Raw genomic sequence first — 14799 nt, 5'->3', positions numbered from 1 at the left:
ATGGCCGTGTAGCCGGACTGGGTGCGGGGGCCGCACTGCATTCCAGTTCCTATGCATGGCGCTCAGCTGGCTGACCACTGCCGGTTCATTTGAAATCGTTTCCGTGGTCATGTATGTGCAAAGCCCCCTGCGACAATGACGTGAACCCGCATTCAGTAAGGAAGCCACCGCTCTGGGCCTTCAGGTATGACTGGACTTTGCTGGCAGAGTTTCATGGCTTGGTTTGATCTGCTTGGGTTCACCATGCTATACCAAATTGCCAAAGGAGAAAGTTCACTGCATTGAGTGCACCTGGCCCAGGCGCGATGGATTGAAGAGTGTGGTGGGTTTCCATGCCTTTGTGCGGGATGGTGAAAGATGCGCATTGCACTGGCGGCCACTCATTGCTCACCGGCTCCATAGGTCGTCCAGCGGCGATGGCTCGCCATACAGTTGATTGCCGTTGCTTGGAATCGAACAGCTTGAAGTTGAAATGGCAGCACGCCAGATCATGCAAGGAGACCAATGTGCGCTTTCTGCAAACGTGGTTGAGCAAACAACCATTATCCCGAACCTTTACACTGGTTGGCTCATTCATTCTGTTCTCGACATCGTATATCACTGTTTCGCTGTATCACGCAGCGCAAACCAATATCGACTTTTCGCTGACTGAGCGGGTCGGCACCGCCTACATTGTGACCTTGCCAAAGCTGATATTGGATCTGGCCAACGCCCAGTTGCCTGAGCATTCCTCTGCAAAGGCAGAGGCCACGCAGGGTATCAACCAACTTCAGCAGCTGGATCGACAGCTGGGTGGTGGATTGAAGACCACCACCCAGTTCAATGCCTTGCAAGCCAGCTGGCCAGGCAAGGCAGCTGAGGGCGAGCCGGTCAATCAGGCAGTGGCACTGATGGGGACGGCTTGCGATCAGTCCAATCTCACCCTAGACCCGGATATCGATTCCTACTACCTGATGGACAATGTGTGCAGCAGGCTGCCTGCCTTGATCGCGCAATCTGCAGAGCAAGTCAAACTGGCTGGTATGGCCATTGCTGCGAAAAACCTGACGCCCGCTGTGCGCATCCGCCTGATCGAGCTTAAACCCTTGATTGCAAATTCGTTGGACACACTCAGCACCAACCTGGGAAAGGTGCTGGTCTATAACAAAGCACTGAGCAGCCGCTTCGCCGGGCGATTGGAGAAGATCAGCGCTCAGCAGAGCGCGCAGAATGAAGCCATCCAGGCTGGCGTGCTCGGCGAGCTGGTCAATGCGGACCCGAAACAACTACAGAGTGGCTTGGTCGTGCTGCAAGAGCAGACCTTGCAGCTGGCCACCTTGACCCACCAGGCGCTGGATTCGCTGCTGGAGGAGCGTATCAATCGGCTGAAGTGGGAACGTAATTTCAATGTGGGTGTTGGCATGCTGGCCAGCCTCTTCACCTTGATTCTGTTCTACACCCTATATCGGGCTTTGCTCGGCCAGCTGGGCGGCGAGCCAGCCTATGCGGTTGCCATCGTCAGTGACATTACTGCGGGTAAGCTGCACACCCCGATCCATGTGCAACCTCACGACCAGACCAGTCTTTTGGCCAGCATGCAGTGCATGCAACATCGGCTGGTGGAGGTGGTCAACCAAACGTTGTCGGCCAGCGACCATTTATCTGACTCTGCAGATCAGCTGCTTACTGCAACCCAGCAGATTGCCACTACATCGCAAAACCAGCGTGAATCTGCCGCCACCGTCTCACAGGCAACGCAGCAGCTGGCAACGCGCAGCGCGGAAAGTGCGGCGTTCTCGGGCCAGGTGCGCACCCTCAGCCAAGAGGTGGTGGAGGCGTCCCTGACCGGAGATCAAGTGATCAATAGCACGGTGACCACCATGCAGGCCGTGGCTGGTCAGGTCAATCAGGTCAACCAGGCCATCATGGCCTTGAGTGGGCAGGCGCAGCAGATCAATGGCATGGTCAGCATCATTCGCGAAGTGGCAGATCAGACCAATCTGTTGGCGCTCAATGCCGCCATTGAGGCCGCCCGCGCTGGTGAAGCGGGTAGGGGGTTTGCAGTGGTTGCAGATGAAGTGCGTAAATTGGCCGAACGGACCACCCTGGCCACCACCGATATCAAACGGATGGTCGGTGAAATCCAGCAGGGAACCAAACAGGTTTCCGATTGCATGGGACATGGCGTTGAGGAGGTGAACCAGGGTGTGGCCCAGGCAGCCAAGGCTGGAGAGGCGATTGCGGCCATTCGGGCGATTTCGTCCCGGTCTGCGCAAATGATCTCGAACGTGGTGGATACTTTACACGAGCAACATACCGCCAGCGCGACGGTTGCTCAACATATCAACACCATTGCCAGCATGGCGGACGACAATACCACCGTCGTACAGCACACCGTTGTCTCTGCTGATGCGCTGCGAGACTTGGCAGAGCGCTTGAAGCGCACCGTGCATTTTTTCAAGATCGTGTGATCGTCACAAGAAAAAGGCCGGCATGAGCCGGCCCAAAATGGGAGGAAGCAACCGGCGCAAATCCACAACCAGCTTAAGGCTGCCAAACTGTGGACGGAGACAAAAACGCGCCGGGCCCATTCGGCAAATCACATCACTGCGGACTTGTGATGCAATCTACCCAGGCGGACAAACCTGTTTTCAGGAATCCACATGATTGGGTATATCAGTCATCCCAATCATGTCGATGATGTTTCCAGTGACCTCTGCCATGACCATGGCCATGCCTGCAGCCTGGTTGGCTGTAATAGACGCGATCGTCATAGGGGCGGCCACGATCATCGACCAGCCAGACGTTTCGGGTAGGCTCCTGCACGACCACCACACGCTCACGAGGCTGTGGGTAATAGTGGTGGACAGGTCGATCGACATAGATCACTTCACGTTCACGGATCACCTCACGGCGGCGGGTCTCCTGTGAGCCGATTGCCGCACCAGTGGCCCCGCCGATTGCGGCGCCAACGATTGCACCTTGACGGCCATCCACCCGGTCACCGATCGCCGCGCCTATGGCTCCGCCCAAGGTGGCGCCCAGCACCGCCCTGCCATCAAATTGGTCTGCATGCGCACTGGGCGTGCCCAGCGCCATGACCATTCCCAACCCGATCAAGCTGAATTTGATGAACTGCATCATGTCCTCCTCGGCGAAACCAGCCACAAACCTTGCCGTGGCGTTGCTATCTGGGCGGAGTATGGCGCTTGCATACTGAACCCAGGCTGAATCATATCGATGTCATCTGACAGGCCACTGCTTGTGCGGCTATGATCGGCAGAAAGCAGTTGGGCGGTGCCCCTTGGTTGGGCCGGATGAGTGCTATGAAACCCTGCCGACAGAGCCTAAAATGTGAGCGGATTTTCGAGCTCAAAGACGATGCAACAACTTTCCCGCCCTGTTACCAGCAATCAGACTGGCCCGCATGAGAAATTGACTGATCAGGTGCTACGCCACGCGCAGCACCGTTTCCTGAAACCCATCACCGACTTCAATCGGCAGGCCTTCCGCGACAGCCTGGCCGGGTGGGATCATCAGGCCCCGCTCATATTGGATGCGGGCTGCGGAGTAGGTTGGTCAACCATTCAGTTGGCGCGGGCATTTCCAGATCATTGGGTGATCGGGGTTGATCAATCGGCAGATCGGATTGCCCGCCAAAAGACCGAAATGGGGGAGGTGCTGCCAGATAACTTCACCTGTGTCCGTGCGGATCTGGTCGATTTCTGGCGCTTATGGGAGGAAGCGGCCCTGCCCTTGGCCCGCCATTACCTGCTGTATCAGAACCCATGGCCCAAGGCCGAGCACCTGGGCCGCCGCTGGCATGGCCACCCGGTGTGGCCGACCTTGTTGAGCCTGGGCGGCACGCTGGAATGCCGAAGTAACTGGAAGATATATATAGAGGAGCTGTCGCAGGCCACCAATCTGCTGACGGGTTTGCAAGGCCATATCGAGCAATGGTGGCCCGAAAGCTTTCTGACCCCTTTTGAGCGTAAATACCATGTGTCAGGGCAGAGCTTGTGGCGATTCGTTGTCCCATTGGGTGCCCGACAGGACAGATATCGCTGGTGATTTCGCACCATGCAGGCGGATGGGCTGGACTGGAAGTGGCCAGACCAGGCAGACTCGTCAACCTGCCTCTTTGACCAGCTCGAAGCATTCACCGGCGATGGCAAGATCCATGAACATGTCCACCCCTTCCTGGTCGTCGCAATCCACCACCAACAGGTCATCTCCCTGAATCGCGGAGATCGGGAGCTGCACGGCAAACCCGCTATTGAGAACGATCTGTAGCTGTAACCCATCGGCCAGCCTGCCGGATTTGACCTGTCCTCTTACGATGACTGATCGACCGTCCCCTTGAGCCTCAGCAAAGCGACATTCAAAAAGACCCGCCATCACTCAGCCTCGTCGCTCAACTGCTTATTCAACAGGTTGGCGACCAGCTCATGAAGGGGGATCTGTTTGGTGGCGGCCAGTGTCTGCAATTGCTTGACCAGCTCGACAGGCAACTTGACGGCAAAGGGGACCAGGCCCGCTGCTTGATCAAGACGGCGTTGCTCACGGCGATCCACCATGGTGGTCACGCCATTGCCAAATCGATCAGGTACCACCGATTTTGCCAATCGATCATTGATTTTCAGACCACGATGCTTTTCAAGTTCGACACGTTTCATGTTTTTACCAATTCTGAGCAGATTATTAAATTGCGCGCGATTGTACGCGCTTATGGTATCGATCCAAACTATCTGCAAGGCGGATCAGACTTGTATACCACGACATGGTTCCACAGTGCGATACGGTGAGGAACGTAGCGGGTTTTACAGGAAAATCGATACAGTCTGGCGACTCAAGGCCACCGGCAGCCCAGCTGGCGACCATAGCTGTGCTTGAGTGTGGGCATAGCCTTCTCCGATGAAGTCTGTGTGATCATGGAACTGCCACCAGCCCTCCGCCGGTGTCTGGATGGGCCAGTCACACAGGAATTCAACCGTCCAATTCAATGTGCTGAATGGCGCCGGCTTGGGGAACAATGGCAGCGCTGCAACCGGCCATGCGTCAAGCAGCATCAATATATGGGCGGGCCCGAAGCTGTCGCCGGACTCTCGCAGGCGCTGCCAGCCACCGATGTGGCCACTGCCCTTGCCGGAAAAAGGCGCTTCATCCAATGCCCAGCGGAACTGCAGATGTTTGACAAATTCCGGCATCACCCCTGGAATGAATGGCATGTCGGTCAGGCTCTGCGATGACGGCATCTGCGGCGGTTGTGCTGCCGCCTTCTGCAATACAGAATCACGCGCCGCGCCAAAGCCCACCAGCAAAGTGGTAACGACCTCGCCGTTCTGTTCAAGCCAAGCCTGGGCCTGTGTCACATACTTCCCTGAACGATACAGCTCTGTCCTGACGGTGACGGGCCCTGGCACTGCAGGGCCAATGAAAGATGCTGTCAGTGTGCGCGGCTGGCGATCCGCTGGCACGATTTTCAATAGCACTTCCAATAGCAGCGAGGCTGCAATTCCGCCATACACAGTACGGCCTTGCATCCAATCGTCCGGCAGGCAATAGCTGTCGTTATGGCGAATATGCTGGAGAAACTGATCGACGCTCATGGTATGACCTGTTCAAATTGGAATTGACGCACCATATCCCACGCGAACTTGGCAATCAACACCCAGCACAGCACCAGAAAAAGTTTACGTACCAATTGGGTGCCACCTTTCATGGCCACATGGGTGCCGACCTGCGCCCCAGCTATATTGGCGATGGCCATCGGAATGCCGACGGCGAACAACACATTGCCTGAGGGAATGAAATAGGCCAATGCGGCCAGATTGGTAGCGCAATTGACTACCTTGGTCGTTGCAGCGGCACGTAGGAAATCGAAACCGAAGAAACGGACGAATGCAAAGGTCAGGAAACTACCCGTGCCAGGGCCAAAAAAACCATCATAGAATCCAATCACTATACCTGTTGCCACCGCCAACCAACGCTCCATGGTTTTTGAATGCTTGGGCGCATGAACATTCCCAAGATCTTTTTTCTTCATGGTATACAGCGCAATCAGAACCAGCATCACCAGCACCAGCGGCTTGACATATTGCACGGGCAGCCAAGCCACAAGCCTTGCGCCAATGAAAGAAGCCACCAACGCTGCAATGGCCGCAGGCAGTGCCACTGGCCAATGGATGCGTACAGTTCTGGCGTAACGGAACGCCGCCGATGCCGTACCAAAAATCGATGACAGCTTGTTGGTGCCAAACAGTGTGGCAGGCATGTGATGTGGCAATGCGCTGAACAGCGCTGGCGTCTGGATCAACCCGCCGCCGCCCACTGCGGCATCCACCAGGCCGGCAATGAATGCCATGGCCACCAGGAATACCAGCGAAAGCAGATTCAACTCATCCATTGATACCACACCCGTCCAAAGGGAAAAGGCAGGACTTTAGCGCATACCTACCGGATTGCGCCATGTCAGTTTACGATGGCCGCGCTGCGGTTGTTGGTGAAGATCGCTCGTCCTCATCAACGATGGGTCAGTTTGGTGGGCGGGTTGGCCCCTGTCCGGGAACTTCATGAAAACATGCGGAATTACGCGAATCCCGCAATGGATGCTGCGCCGCAGCAATCTCGGGAAACCCCGCATTGACTGGTGGTCAGCCGAATGTGTCAAACTCGCTTGACAAGCTGTTCGCTTCTATCACACACTCCGATCAGGCGTTTCATACGAGCGTTTGATCGGTTGCCAATCAACCATTTGGCAACGCGCTATTCCATCAAGATACAAACCGCACATTCCGGTGTGTAAGCGGCACTGTCCAGCGTCAATCGCACGGCCTTGCCGACTACACCACAAGGGGTGTCGGCTGGCAGATCCCAGTCGCTGACGACGGCCCGCGCTACCACGCAATCCAGCCCCCGTCAGCAATCAGCAGTACCGCATACATCATGCGGCAACACGACAGGTTTACTTTTTAGCTTTCAGGATTCGTGATTTCGCTTGTGCCTTCGAGGTGGCGTACCGAATCAGCAACGCAGCGGGCAATCCGATGGTCTGACTGGCTCCCAGCCAGGCTGTCAGCTGCCCACGAGTCGAGTGACAACAGGTAGACAACAATCATGCAAATAGGAATCCCTGCGGAGACCCTGCCCGGCGAGACACGGGTGGCGGCGACTCCGGAAACCGTCAAGAAGCTGATCGGGCTTGGGCAGACCGTGGTCGTGCAAGCCGGGGCGGGCAAGTTGTCCGCGATTACCGACGAGGCCTACAGCACTGTGGGCGCCAGGATCGTCAATGGTGACGAGGCCTTCGCCAGCGACATCATTTTCAAGGTGCGTGCGCCACAAATCGACGAAATCCCACTGATCAAACCCGGGGCGGCGGTCATCAGCCTGTTCGGGGTGCATCACAACACCACTCTGCCAGACCTGGCCTCGCGGCAGCTCAATTGTTTCGCCATGGAGCTGTTGCCTCGTATCACCCGTGCCCAGTCGATGGATGTGCTGTCCTCTCAGGCCAATATTGCCGGTTACAAGGCGGTGTTGCTGGCCACCCAGTACTACCCCAAATTCATGCCGATGTTGATGACCGCCGCTGGGACGGTCAAACCTGCGCGGGTGTTGATTCTGGGTGTGGGTGTTGCCGGTCTGCAGGCCATTGCCACTGCGAAACGGCTGGGGGCGGTGGTCGAAGCATTTGATGTGCGGCCATCGACCAAAGAGCAAGTGGAATCGCTCGGTGCGAAATTTGTGGAAGTACCGATGAGCGATGAGGAGAAAAAAGCCAATGATGGCGTGTACGCCAAGGAGATGTCCGAGGATTACAAACGTCGGCAAGGCGAGCTGGTGGCCAAGCACGCGGCGGCGGCGGACATCGTCATCACGACCGCATTGATTCCCGGCAAGCCTGCTCCTGAGCTGATCAAGCCAGAGGTCGTCAGCAGTATGAAACCCGGCTCGGTGATTGTGGATCTGGCTGCTGAGGCTGGCGGCAACTGCAAGCTGACGCGTGCTGGTGAGGTGTTCCAGACCGAGAACGGCGTCACGCTGGTCGGCACCACCAATCTGGCGGGCCATGTTGCGCAGGATGCATCATCACTCTACGCCCGCAATCTGCTGACCTTTCTGGGCGAGATGCTCAAGAAAGATGCGACAGCGTTGGATATCAACATGGACAACGAAATCATCGCCAAAACTCGCATCACCGGTGATGGTCAGGTGTTGTTCAAAGCGAATTGAGGGAGGGGACACACATGGATGCACAACAAACCACCACTCAGGCTGCAGAAGTCATCACCCAGGCTGCGCAACAGGCCGCCCATGCCGCCCACACCATGGACCCGTTCACTGCAAGCTTCACCATTTTCGTATTGGCCATCTTTGTCGGCTACCACGTGGTGTGGAACGTCACCCCGGCACTGCACACCCCGTTGATGGCGGTCACCAACGCGGTATCGGGCATCATCGTCGTGGGGGCCATGCTACAGGTGGTGTATATCGGCGGCGAGGCAATCACCCTGACATCGGTGCTGGGTGCAATCGCTGTCTTCCTGGCCAGCATCAATATCTTTGGTGGCTTCATGGTGACCCAGCGCATGCTGGAAATGTTCAAGAAGAAGAAATAAGGGAGCCGCAACATGCAATTTCTGACGCCTTATGCGGACTGGGTCTACCTGGTCGCGGCCATTTTATTCATTCTGGCACTGAAAGGGTTGTCGAGCCCTGTGGGTGCTCGTATGGGGAATACCTACGGCATGATCGGCATGGCCTTGTCCATCTTGATCACTTTTGCCGTGGCCCCTAACCCAAACTTTGCGTTGATTGTGTCAGCCATCATCGCGGGTGCCGTCATCGGGGGCTATCGCGCCAAGACGGTGCAGATGACACAGATGCCGGAAACCGTCGCGCTGATGCACTCTTTGGTGGGTTTGGCTGCGGTGTTGATCGCCATCGCGGCTGTGTTCAATACCAACCAGCACCATGATGGCGTACATCGCTTTGAGTTGTTCATTGGCTGTTTCATTGGCGCAATCACCTTCACAGCCTCGGTGGTGGCCTATCTGAAGCTGTCTGGCAAGGCTGGCTCCAAGCCGCTCAAGGGGGGGTGGGTCAAACCAGTTCAGCTATTGTTGGCATTGGCCATGGCCGGTTTGGGTGGGGCTTATTTCATCACGGAAAATCTACAGGCCTTTCTGGCTATGACTGCCATTGCCCTGGTGCTGGGTTACTTCCTGATTGCACCGATCGGCGGCGGTGATATGCCGGTGGTGGTGTCCATGCTGAACTCCTACTCAGGCTGGGCGGCGGCGGGTATCGGTTTCACGTTGAACAATTCGGTATTGATCATTGCTGGCTCGCTGGTCGGCTCATCGGGTGCCATCCTGTCATACATCATGTGCAAGGCGATGAACCGCTCGTTGATGAATGTCATCTTCGGTGGCATGGGCACTGGCGACAACGCTGCCAGTGGCGGCGACAGCGGAGTCCAGAAGAGTTATAAATCAGGCTCGGCTGAAGACGCATCTTTCCTGATGGGCAATGCCGACAGCGTCATCATCGTACCTGGCTACGGCTTGGCTGTATCTCGTGCGCAGCATGCGCTACAAGAATTTGCCACGCTGCTGGCCGAAAAAGGCGTGAACGTGCGCTACGCCATTCATCCTGTCGCAGGCCGCATGCCAGGCCATATGAACGTGTTGCTGGCCGAGGCGGAAGTACCCTACGACAAAGTGTTGGAGATGGAAGAGATCAACACAGACTTCTCCAATACTGACGTGGTGTTGGTGATTGGCGCCAACGATGTGGTGAACCCAGCAGCACAAAAAGATCCGGCCAGCCCCATCTACGGCATGCCGATTCTGGATGCGCACAAAGCGCGTACCATCATCGTGGTGAAGCGCTCGATGAATGCAGGCTATGCCGGGCTGGACAATGATCTGTTCTATATGGACAAAACCATGATGGTATTCGGTGATGCCAAGAAAGTAGTGGAAGACATGGTGAAAGGGCTGCACTGATCTGGCCTTAGCGCTTCGCCTGCTCCCTTCCAGCGGCCCGCTGCCAAGCGGAGCGGGCCGCTCAATGGTCAAGTATGCACCGCCACGCGATTCCAGTATTACAATGAAAAGCATCCACCTTTGGCACCCAAGCCATCATGCCGTGGGAGCGCCATCACCAAAGCTGCACCACAAGTCGGTCGAGGTCTGGAACGCAACAACCATGTTTTGTGTCCACCCTATCAGGAGCCCACAACATGCTGTCACATCGCCTTATCGGGCTTTGCCTGTCATTGTTAGTCCATGTGAACGCAGCGGCTGAATCGTTTGATGTCGTTCGTGTCGCCAATGGCGAGTGGCCCCCTATTTTGTCGCAGCACCTACCTGGCCATGGCCCGGCTACCAAAATCATCACCGAAGCCTACACCGAGATGGGTGTCAAGGTTGAGTATGGATTCTTTCCATGGCGCCGCTCTTACGAGCTGGCTAAAACAGGGAAATGGGATGTCACTCCATTCTGGACGCGCACACCTGAGCGGGAAAAAGACTTTCTGATCTCAGACAACGTATTTTCTCTGCCGAGTGTCTTCCTGCATCGATTGGGGAACGACTTCCAATGGCAGCAGATCAGTGATCTGGCGCCTTACAAGATTGGCATCACGCGGGGTTATACCTATGGGGCTGAAATGGATCAGGCCATCCGTAGCGGCAAGCTGCATGTCGTGGAAAGCGATAATGACGAGCGGAATATCCGTATGCTCGGCAAAGGTATCATCGACATCTTCCCTATTGCCCTGCCTGTCGGACAGACACTGATGCAAACCGAGCTGAACAGCGAAGAGCGTGCCCTGCTGACGATCCACCCCAAGCCATACAAAGTTGAGCACTATGCACTGATGTTTGGGCGTCAAAATGCTAAGAGTCCTATGCTCCTGAAGCAATTCAACGAAGGGCTGCGGAAACTCAGCGCATCCGGCAGGTTGGGCGAATTGCAACAAGAAATCAACGGGAAGACCAAGGTACATCCCTGATGGAATCCTGAGTGCGGAGTTGCCCTCAATCCACTTCGCGGTTAAACTCCGGGCTGACTACAAAGTCACTACAAAAAAATAGCTCTCTGGGATCGGAAGAAGCCGCGCTTGACGCGGCTTCTTCTTTTTATTCAATTACATGTTCAGATTTGGCATTGTGTTGTGGGCTGGGCGTAGCCCATCCTCGGCAGTCTATGCAAATTCACCGCATCCTGCTGGCTGGATGCATTTAAAAACGGGGCGGGGAAGGTATGCAGATCATTCGGCTCGAGTGACAATGGGTGATCACCACCACTTCACAGACTACATCATGCCTACACGATTACACCTTCATCAAGGTGATATCACCTTGCTCGATGTCGATGCTATCGTCAACGCTGCCAACAGTAGCCTGTTAGGTGGCGGCGGGGTTGATGGAGCCATTCATCGTGCAGCTGGGCCAGCGCTGGTGCAGGCCTGTCGATTGCTGAACGGCTGCAAGACCGGTCAGGCCAAAATCACATCAGGCTTCAATCTTACGGCCCGCTTCGTCATCCACACCGTTGGGCCGGTGTGGCGGGGGGGCCAAAATGATGAGGCTGCCTTGTTGGCTTCTTGTTACAGAGAGAGCCTGCGGCTTGCCATGGAATACGAGCTGAAAACCATTGCCTTCCCTGCGATCAGTTGTGGCGTCTATGGCTACCCAGTCGAGGCGGCCTGCCAGATTGCCGTGGCAACGGTAAGGGACGCTGTATCACGCACTACCAGCTTGGAGTCGGTCTGGTTTGTGGCGTTTGGCCAAAGCATGGCTGATGCTTTGGCACAGGCACTTGATCAGCCATAGGTGTCATATCGACTGGCACCCTTCAACGCTCCTGGTGTTTCAACAAATAGCTGTTGGCAACGGCCTTGAATGAAAACCGCCCATCCAGCCGCTTGAACACCACCCCTTCACGCGCTACCCGCGGGTTCATGGATGGCCCTTCAGCAAAATCCAACACCGACTCGACACACCCTCTGAAACGTCGTAGATCCATGATGCCGATGACCGGCACCATTTCGATCTGTGCACCGGATTGTCGTAATGCGTCAAGCACCATTCCGCGCTGTTCGCGGCCCAGATAGGTTCCCCGATCGATATCAAACACATCGAAAACATAGAAGCGCTGCCCGCACAGATGTTCTGGATTGCCTTGTATACCCTCTCCGACGATCTCACCCTGTAAGGCGATATTGCGGCCCAAAGTGGTCAAGGCGTCGGTCAGCCTCAATGCCTTGGCTACTTGCCACGGTGCGCAGGCTTGGCTCTCGGCCAGCTGCCAGTCACGACCACAAACCCCCAGCTCACCATTGCGATGAAACACGGTCATGTTTGTGCCGTTGAGCTTCACTGATACCTCGAACAATTCATCTGCTTGGGTATGCAACGCTGGGAGCAGATTTTGTACGCGCTCCAGCTCAGTCTTGCGCATCCAGCTCGGAAACGGCCCTACCACCTCGCCAGAAAATGAGGCTGGAGCAGCTGCCTCCCATTTCTCTACACCGAGCAACGTGGAGAAATCCATTTCACGTACCACTTCGACTGACTTACCTGCAATGCGGCTCACTATCTCTGGAAAGCGCCCGATCGGCAGAATCAGCCCTTGGAAGATGTGGCCACACAAATTCATGGTGTGCAGGCGAACACCCTGTTTGTCCCGCCAGGTCATCTGATGCTTAGCCAGGAATGCAAATCGATCATCTGCAACAGGCAGGAAAGCGTCGATCTCAAAATAGACGCCGCTCTCACCTGGCCTGAATTCGCCCTTTTTGACAACAACTTGCCACCCTCCAACCGTTGCGCACTCAATCGTATCCGCGCCAGGGATCGGTCGAATGGCCTCGATTCTTCTGATGGTGACAAGCTTTCTTGCGTTCACTATTTGACTCCCTTATGGATGGTTGTTACCGATTCTTTGCATAAGCCAACTGGATAGCCCATGGCCAACATGGGCTACATTTATCCGACCTATGACGGCATGAAAATAAATATCAGAACATCAATTGCAGAAATTTCAGGTAAAAGATGCCCTGCCAGACATTTAAAATGTCAGCAAATATCAATCCAATTTATGAATTCAGATTTTTGAAAAATAAAAACCCGGGTTGTATGCCCGGGTTTTGGATCGACTGTTGCGTCTGATCAGTTCACCAACGCAATTCAGCGTCAATGATCAACCCGGCTCCATTGGATATGCGCTCACCAACCTGGTCGCGCCCATTGGCCTCTGGCAGGCCATACAGGGGCAAGGCTTGGTGTGCCTGAGCGCCAATCTGAGTGGATAGGTGAGCGAAACTCATGGTGGGGTTCCTGAGAAAATCAGCAATAAATGATGGTGATAATCATGCATCGCCCATAAATAGGCTGTCAACCACTTTAGATGTCAATATGAAAGGGTATTTGTCATATTTTCATTTTCTGTTCAGCTCAATCCAATTGACGGCACCCAGACCCGCAGCACGGCCTGTCGCGAAGCATCCCGTCAATAAATAACCACCGGTCGGTGCTTCCCAATCCAACATTTCACCCGCACAAAATACGCCGGGCAGGCAGCGTAACATCAGCTGCGTGTCCAGCGCCTCAAATGCCACGCCACCGGCGCTGCTGATGGCTTCGTCGATTGGGCGTGCGGCAATCAGGCGAATGGGCAGCGCTTTGATGGCTGTGGCAAGCTGCTCTGGGTCTTGAAAAGCGTCTTTGCTCAGGCACTCCCGCAACAGTCCGACTTTGACGCCCTTCAGGCCCAGCCTGCTCTGCAGATGACTTGACCAGGAGCGCGCACCACGAGGGTGGTGGACGGCTTGCTGGATGCGTGCCATATCCCACCCTGGCATCAGATCGATCTCGATGGTCGCCCCATCGGCTGACAAGATGGTGTCCCGTATTCGACTCGACAATGCATAAATCAGGCTGCCCTCCAGGCCGGTCTGGGTTACTACGCATTCCCCAGGTTTGAAGTGCTGATCACCTGCCAAGCGGATTGCCACGGTCTTGAGCGGCTCGCCAGCAAATTTCGTCTGGAAATGCTCGCCCCAGCCTACGTCAAAGCCGCAGTTGGCTGGCTTTAGCTGTCTGACAGGGACTCCCCGCTGGGCCAGCCAGGGTACCCACGCACCATTTGAGCCCAGTTTCGCCCAGCTGGCACCACCTAGGGCCAACACGGTCACTTCCGCCTCAATATGCAGCTTTTCATCGGGTGTGGTAAAGATCAGACGACCCTCCGCATCCCATCCTTGCCAGCGGTGTCGAACATGCAGCTGCACCCCTTGCTCACGCAATCGGGCCAACCACGCTCGCAGCAATGGTGCTGCCTTCATATCGGTTGGAAAAACACGGCCGGAACTTCCAACGAAAGTTTGGATTCCCAATGCGTGAATCCAGTCTTGTAGCGCATCCGGGCCGAATGCCTGAAGTAAGGGCGTCATCTCCGATACTCGACCTGTGTAGCGCTGTAGAAATGGTGCCATTGGCTCGGAATGGGTGATGTTCATCCCGCCAATACCAGCCAACAGGAATTTCCGGCCAACAGACGGCATGGCATCAAAGACATGAACCGATATACCCGATTCTGCCAGTACCTCTGCCGCCATCAGTCCGGCTGGGCCACCGCCGACCACGACGGCACGTTTTGTAACGATTGAAAAGGAAGACATGAAAGGTGTTTGAGGCTCAAAAAGACAGAAAATCAACCCGTCATCCAGCCAAGTTCTGTTGACATGGGTTCATCACTCGGCGTTTGACATACGCCCAGGGAAAACATGCCCTTGGGTGATCTATG

The 14799-nt window shown here is 55.6% G+C and carries 15 protein-coding genes; 7 read left to right on the top strand and 8 right to left on the bottom strand.

All coding sequences use genetic code 11. From position 1 onward, the window contains the following. Positions 1-506: 506 nt before the first annotated feature. Positions 507-2450, top strand: a complete 1944-nt coding sequence (locus HNQ59_RS19870; RefSeq protein WP_184041379.1) for a methyl-accepting chemotaxis protein — start codon at positions 507-509, stop codon at positions 2448-2450. Between the two features lie 205 nt (positions 2451-2655). Here the strand turns inward: HNQ59_RS19870 and HNQ59_RS15875 are convergent, their stop codons facing one another. Further along, positions 2656-3123: a glycine zipper domain-containing protein gene (locus HNQ59_RS15875; RefSeq protein ID WP_246491038.1), complete on the bottom strand. Its 468-nt coding sequence runs from the start codon at positions 3121-3123 to the stop codon at positions 2656-2658. Between the two features lie 237 nt (positions 3124-3360). Between HNQ59_RS15875 and trmB the strand changes: the two genes are divergently transcribed. Next, positions 3361-4050: a tRNA (guanine(46)-N(7))-methyltransferase TrmB gene (trmB, locus tag HNQ59_RS15870; protein ID WP_184041378.1), complete on the top strand. Its 690-nt coding sequence runs from the start codon at positions 3361-3363 to the stop codon at positions 4048-4050. 57 nt (positions 4051-4107) lie between these two features. Here trmB and HNQ59_RS15865 read toward each other — a convergent pair whose 3' ends face one another. The 4 genes from HNQ59_RS15865 to HNQ59_RS15850 all read right to left on the bottom strand — a co-directional run bounded on the left by HNQ59_RS15865 (position 4108) and on the right by HNQ59_RS15850 (position 6385). Continuing rightward, on the bottom strand, positions 4108-4377 hold the full coding sequence (locus tag HNQ59_RS15865; protein ID WP_184041377.1) for a hypothetical protein: 270 nt from the start codon (positions 4375-4377) through the stop codon (positions 4108-4110). Next, positions 4377-4655, bottom strand: coding sequence for a hypothetical protein (locus tag HNQ59_RS15860; RefSeq protein ID WP_184041376.1), 279 nt, complete (start codon positions 4653-4655; stop codon positions 4377-4379). The genes HNQ59_RS15865 and HNQ59_RS15860 overlap by 1 nt, the downstream gene beginning before the upstream one ends. A 144-nt stretch (positions 4656-4799) precedes the next feature. After that, entirely contained in the window at positions 4800-5588 is a 789-nt protein-coding gene (locus HNQ59_RS15855) for an acyl-CoA thioesterase (protein ID WP_184041375.1), read from the bottom strand. Beyond that, positions 5585-6385: a sulfite exporter TauE/SafE family protein gene (locus HNQ59_RS15850; protein ID WP_184041374.1), complete on the bottom strand. Its 801-nt coding sequence runs from the start codon at positions 6383-6385 to the stop codon at positions 5585-5587. Before HNQ59_RS15850 ends, HNQ59_RS15855 begins: the two co-directional genes overlap by 4 nt. Positions 6386-7095: 710 nt before the next feature. On the opposite strand from HNQ59_RS15850, the gene HNQ59_RS15845 reads away from it, so the two are divergent. The 5 genes from HNQ59_RS15845 to HNQ59_RS15825 all read left to right on the top strand — a co-directional run bounded on the left by HNQ59_RS15845 (position 7096) and on the right by HNQ59_RS15825 (position 11825). Then, entirely contained in the window at positions 7096-8214 is a 1119-nt protein-coding gene (locus HNQ59_RS15845; protein ID WP_184041373.1) for a Re/Si-specific NAD(P)(+) transhydrogenase subunit alpha, read from the top strand. 14 nt (positions 8215-8228) lie between these two features. Further along, a complete protein-coding gene (locus HNQ59_RS15840; RefSeq protein ID WP_184041372.1) occupies positions 8229-8600 on the top strand; it encodes a proton-translocating transhydrogenase family protein in 372 nt (123 codons plus the stop codon). Between the two features lie 12 nt (positions 8601-8612). Then, positions 8613-9992: an NAD(P)(+) transhydrogenase (Re/Si-specific) subunit beta gene (locus tag HNQ59_RS15835; RefSeq protein ID WP_184041371.1), complete on the top strand. Its 1380-nt coding sequence runs from the start codon at positions 8613-8615 to the stop codon at positions 9990-9992. Positions 9993-10228: 236 nt separating this feature from the next. Next, a complete protein-coding gene (locus tag HNQ59_RS15830; protein ID WP_184041370.1) occupies positions 10229-11002 on the top strand; it encodes a substrate-binding periplasmic protein in 774 nt (257 codons plus the stop codon). A gap of 310 nt (positions 11003-11312) precedes the next feature. After that, positions 11313-11825, top strand: a complete 513-nt coding sequence (locus tag HNQ59_RS15825) for an O-acetyl-ADP-ribose deacetylase (protein WP_184041369.1) — start codon at positions 11313-11315, stop codon at positions 11823-11825. 22 nt (positions 11826-11847) lie between these two features. On the opposite strand, the gene HNQ59_RS15820 is transcribed toward HNQ59_RS15825, so the two are convergent. From HNQ59_RS15820 to HNQ59_RS15810, 3 genes are all read right to left on the bottom strand, one after another. Continuing rightward, positions 11848-12900: an RNA ligase (ATP) gene (locus tag HNQ59_RS15820; protein WP_184041368.1), complete on the bottom strand. Its 1053-nt coding sequence runs from the start codon at positions 12898-12900 to the stop codon at positions 11848-11850. Positions 12901-13168: 268 nt separating this feature from the next. Continuing rightward, positions 13169-13321 (bottom strand): hypothetical protein, encoded by a 153-nt coding sequence (locus tag HNQ59_RS15815; protein ID WP_184041367.1) that lies wholly within the window; start codon positions 13319-13321, stop codon positions 13169-13171. Between the two features lie 111 nt (positions 13322-13432). After that, positions 13433-14674, bottom strand: coding sequence for a TIGR03862 family flavoprotein (locus tag HNQ59_RS15810; RefSeq protein ID WP_184041366.1), 1242 nt, complete (start codon positions 14672-14674; stop codon positions 13433-13435). Positions 14675-14799: the final 125 nt, after the last annotated feature.

It is taken from the genome of Chitinivorax tropicus (genome assembly GCF_014202905.1).
Classification (GTDB): Bacteria; Pseudomonadota; Gammaproteobacteria; order Burkholderiales; family SCOH01; genus Chitinivorax; species Chitinivorax tropicus.
The sequence above is the reverse complement of the archived record's forward strand: the minus strand, read 5'-3'. Positions and strand labels throughout refer to the sequence as shown.

What these genes read in the sequence shown, in the direction of transcription:
- HNQ59_RS15875 (WP_246491038.1), bottom strand. Translation starts at nt 3,123, where the DNA reads ATGATGCAGTTCATCAAATTCAGCTTGATCGGGTTGGGAATGGTCATG.
- trmB (WP_184041378.1), top strand. Translation starts at nt 3,361, where the DNA reads ATGCAACAACTTTCCCGCCCTGTTACCAGCAATCAGACTGGCCCGCAT.
- HNQ59_RS15865 (WP_184041377.1), bottom strand. Translation starts at nt 4,377, where the DNA reads ATGGCGGGTCTTTTTGAATGTCGCTTTGCTGAGGCTCAAGGGGACGGT.
- HNQ59_RS15860 (WP_184041376.1), bottom strand. Translation starts at nt 4,655, where the DNA reads ATGAAACGTGTCGAACTTGAAAAGCATCGTGGTCTGAAAATCAATGAT.
- HNQ59_RS15855 (WP_184041375.1), bottom strand. Translation starts at nt 5,588, where the DNA reads ATGAGCGTCGATCAGTTTCTCCAGCATATTCGCCATAACGACAGCTAT.
- HNQ59_RS15850 (WP_184041374.1), bottom strand. Translation starts at nt 6,385, where the DNA reads ATGGATGAGTTGAATCTGCTTTCGCTGGTATTCCTGGTGGCCATGGCA.
- HNQ59_RS15845 (WP_184041373.1), top strand. Translation starts at nt 7,096, where the DNA reads ATGCAAATAGGAATCCCTGCGGAGACCCTGCCCGGCGAGACACGGGTG.
- HNQ59_RS15840 (WP_184041372.1), top strand. Translation starts at nt 8,229, where the DNA reads ATGGATGCACAACAAACCACCACTCAGGCTGCAGAAGTCATCACCCAG.
- HNQ59_RS15835 (WP_184041371.1), top strand. Translation starts at nt 8,613, where the DNA reads ATGCAATTTCTGACGCCTTATGCGGACTGGGTCTACCTGGTCGCGGCC.
- HNQ59_RS15830 (WP_184041370.1), top strand. Translation starts at nt 10,229, where the DNA reads ATGCTGTCACATCGCCTTATCGGGCTTTGCCTGTCATTGTTAGTCCAT.
- HNQ59_RS15825 (WP_184041369.1), top strand. Translation starts at nt 11,313, where the DNA reads ATGCCTACACGATTACACCTTCATCAAGGTGATATCACCTTGCTCGAT.
- HNQ59_RS15815 (WP_184041367.1), bottom strand. Translation starts at nt 13,321, where the DNA reads ATGAGTTTCGCTCACCTATCCACTCAGATTGGCGCTCAGGCACACCAA.
- HNQ59_RS15810 (WP_184041366.1), bottom strand. Translation starts at nt 14,674, where the DNA reads ATGTCTTCCTTTTCAATCGTTACAAAACGTGCCGTCGTGGTCGGCGGT.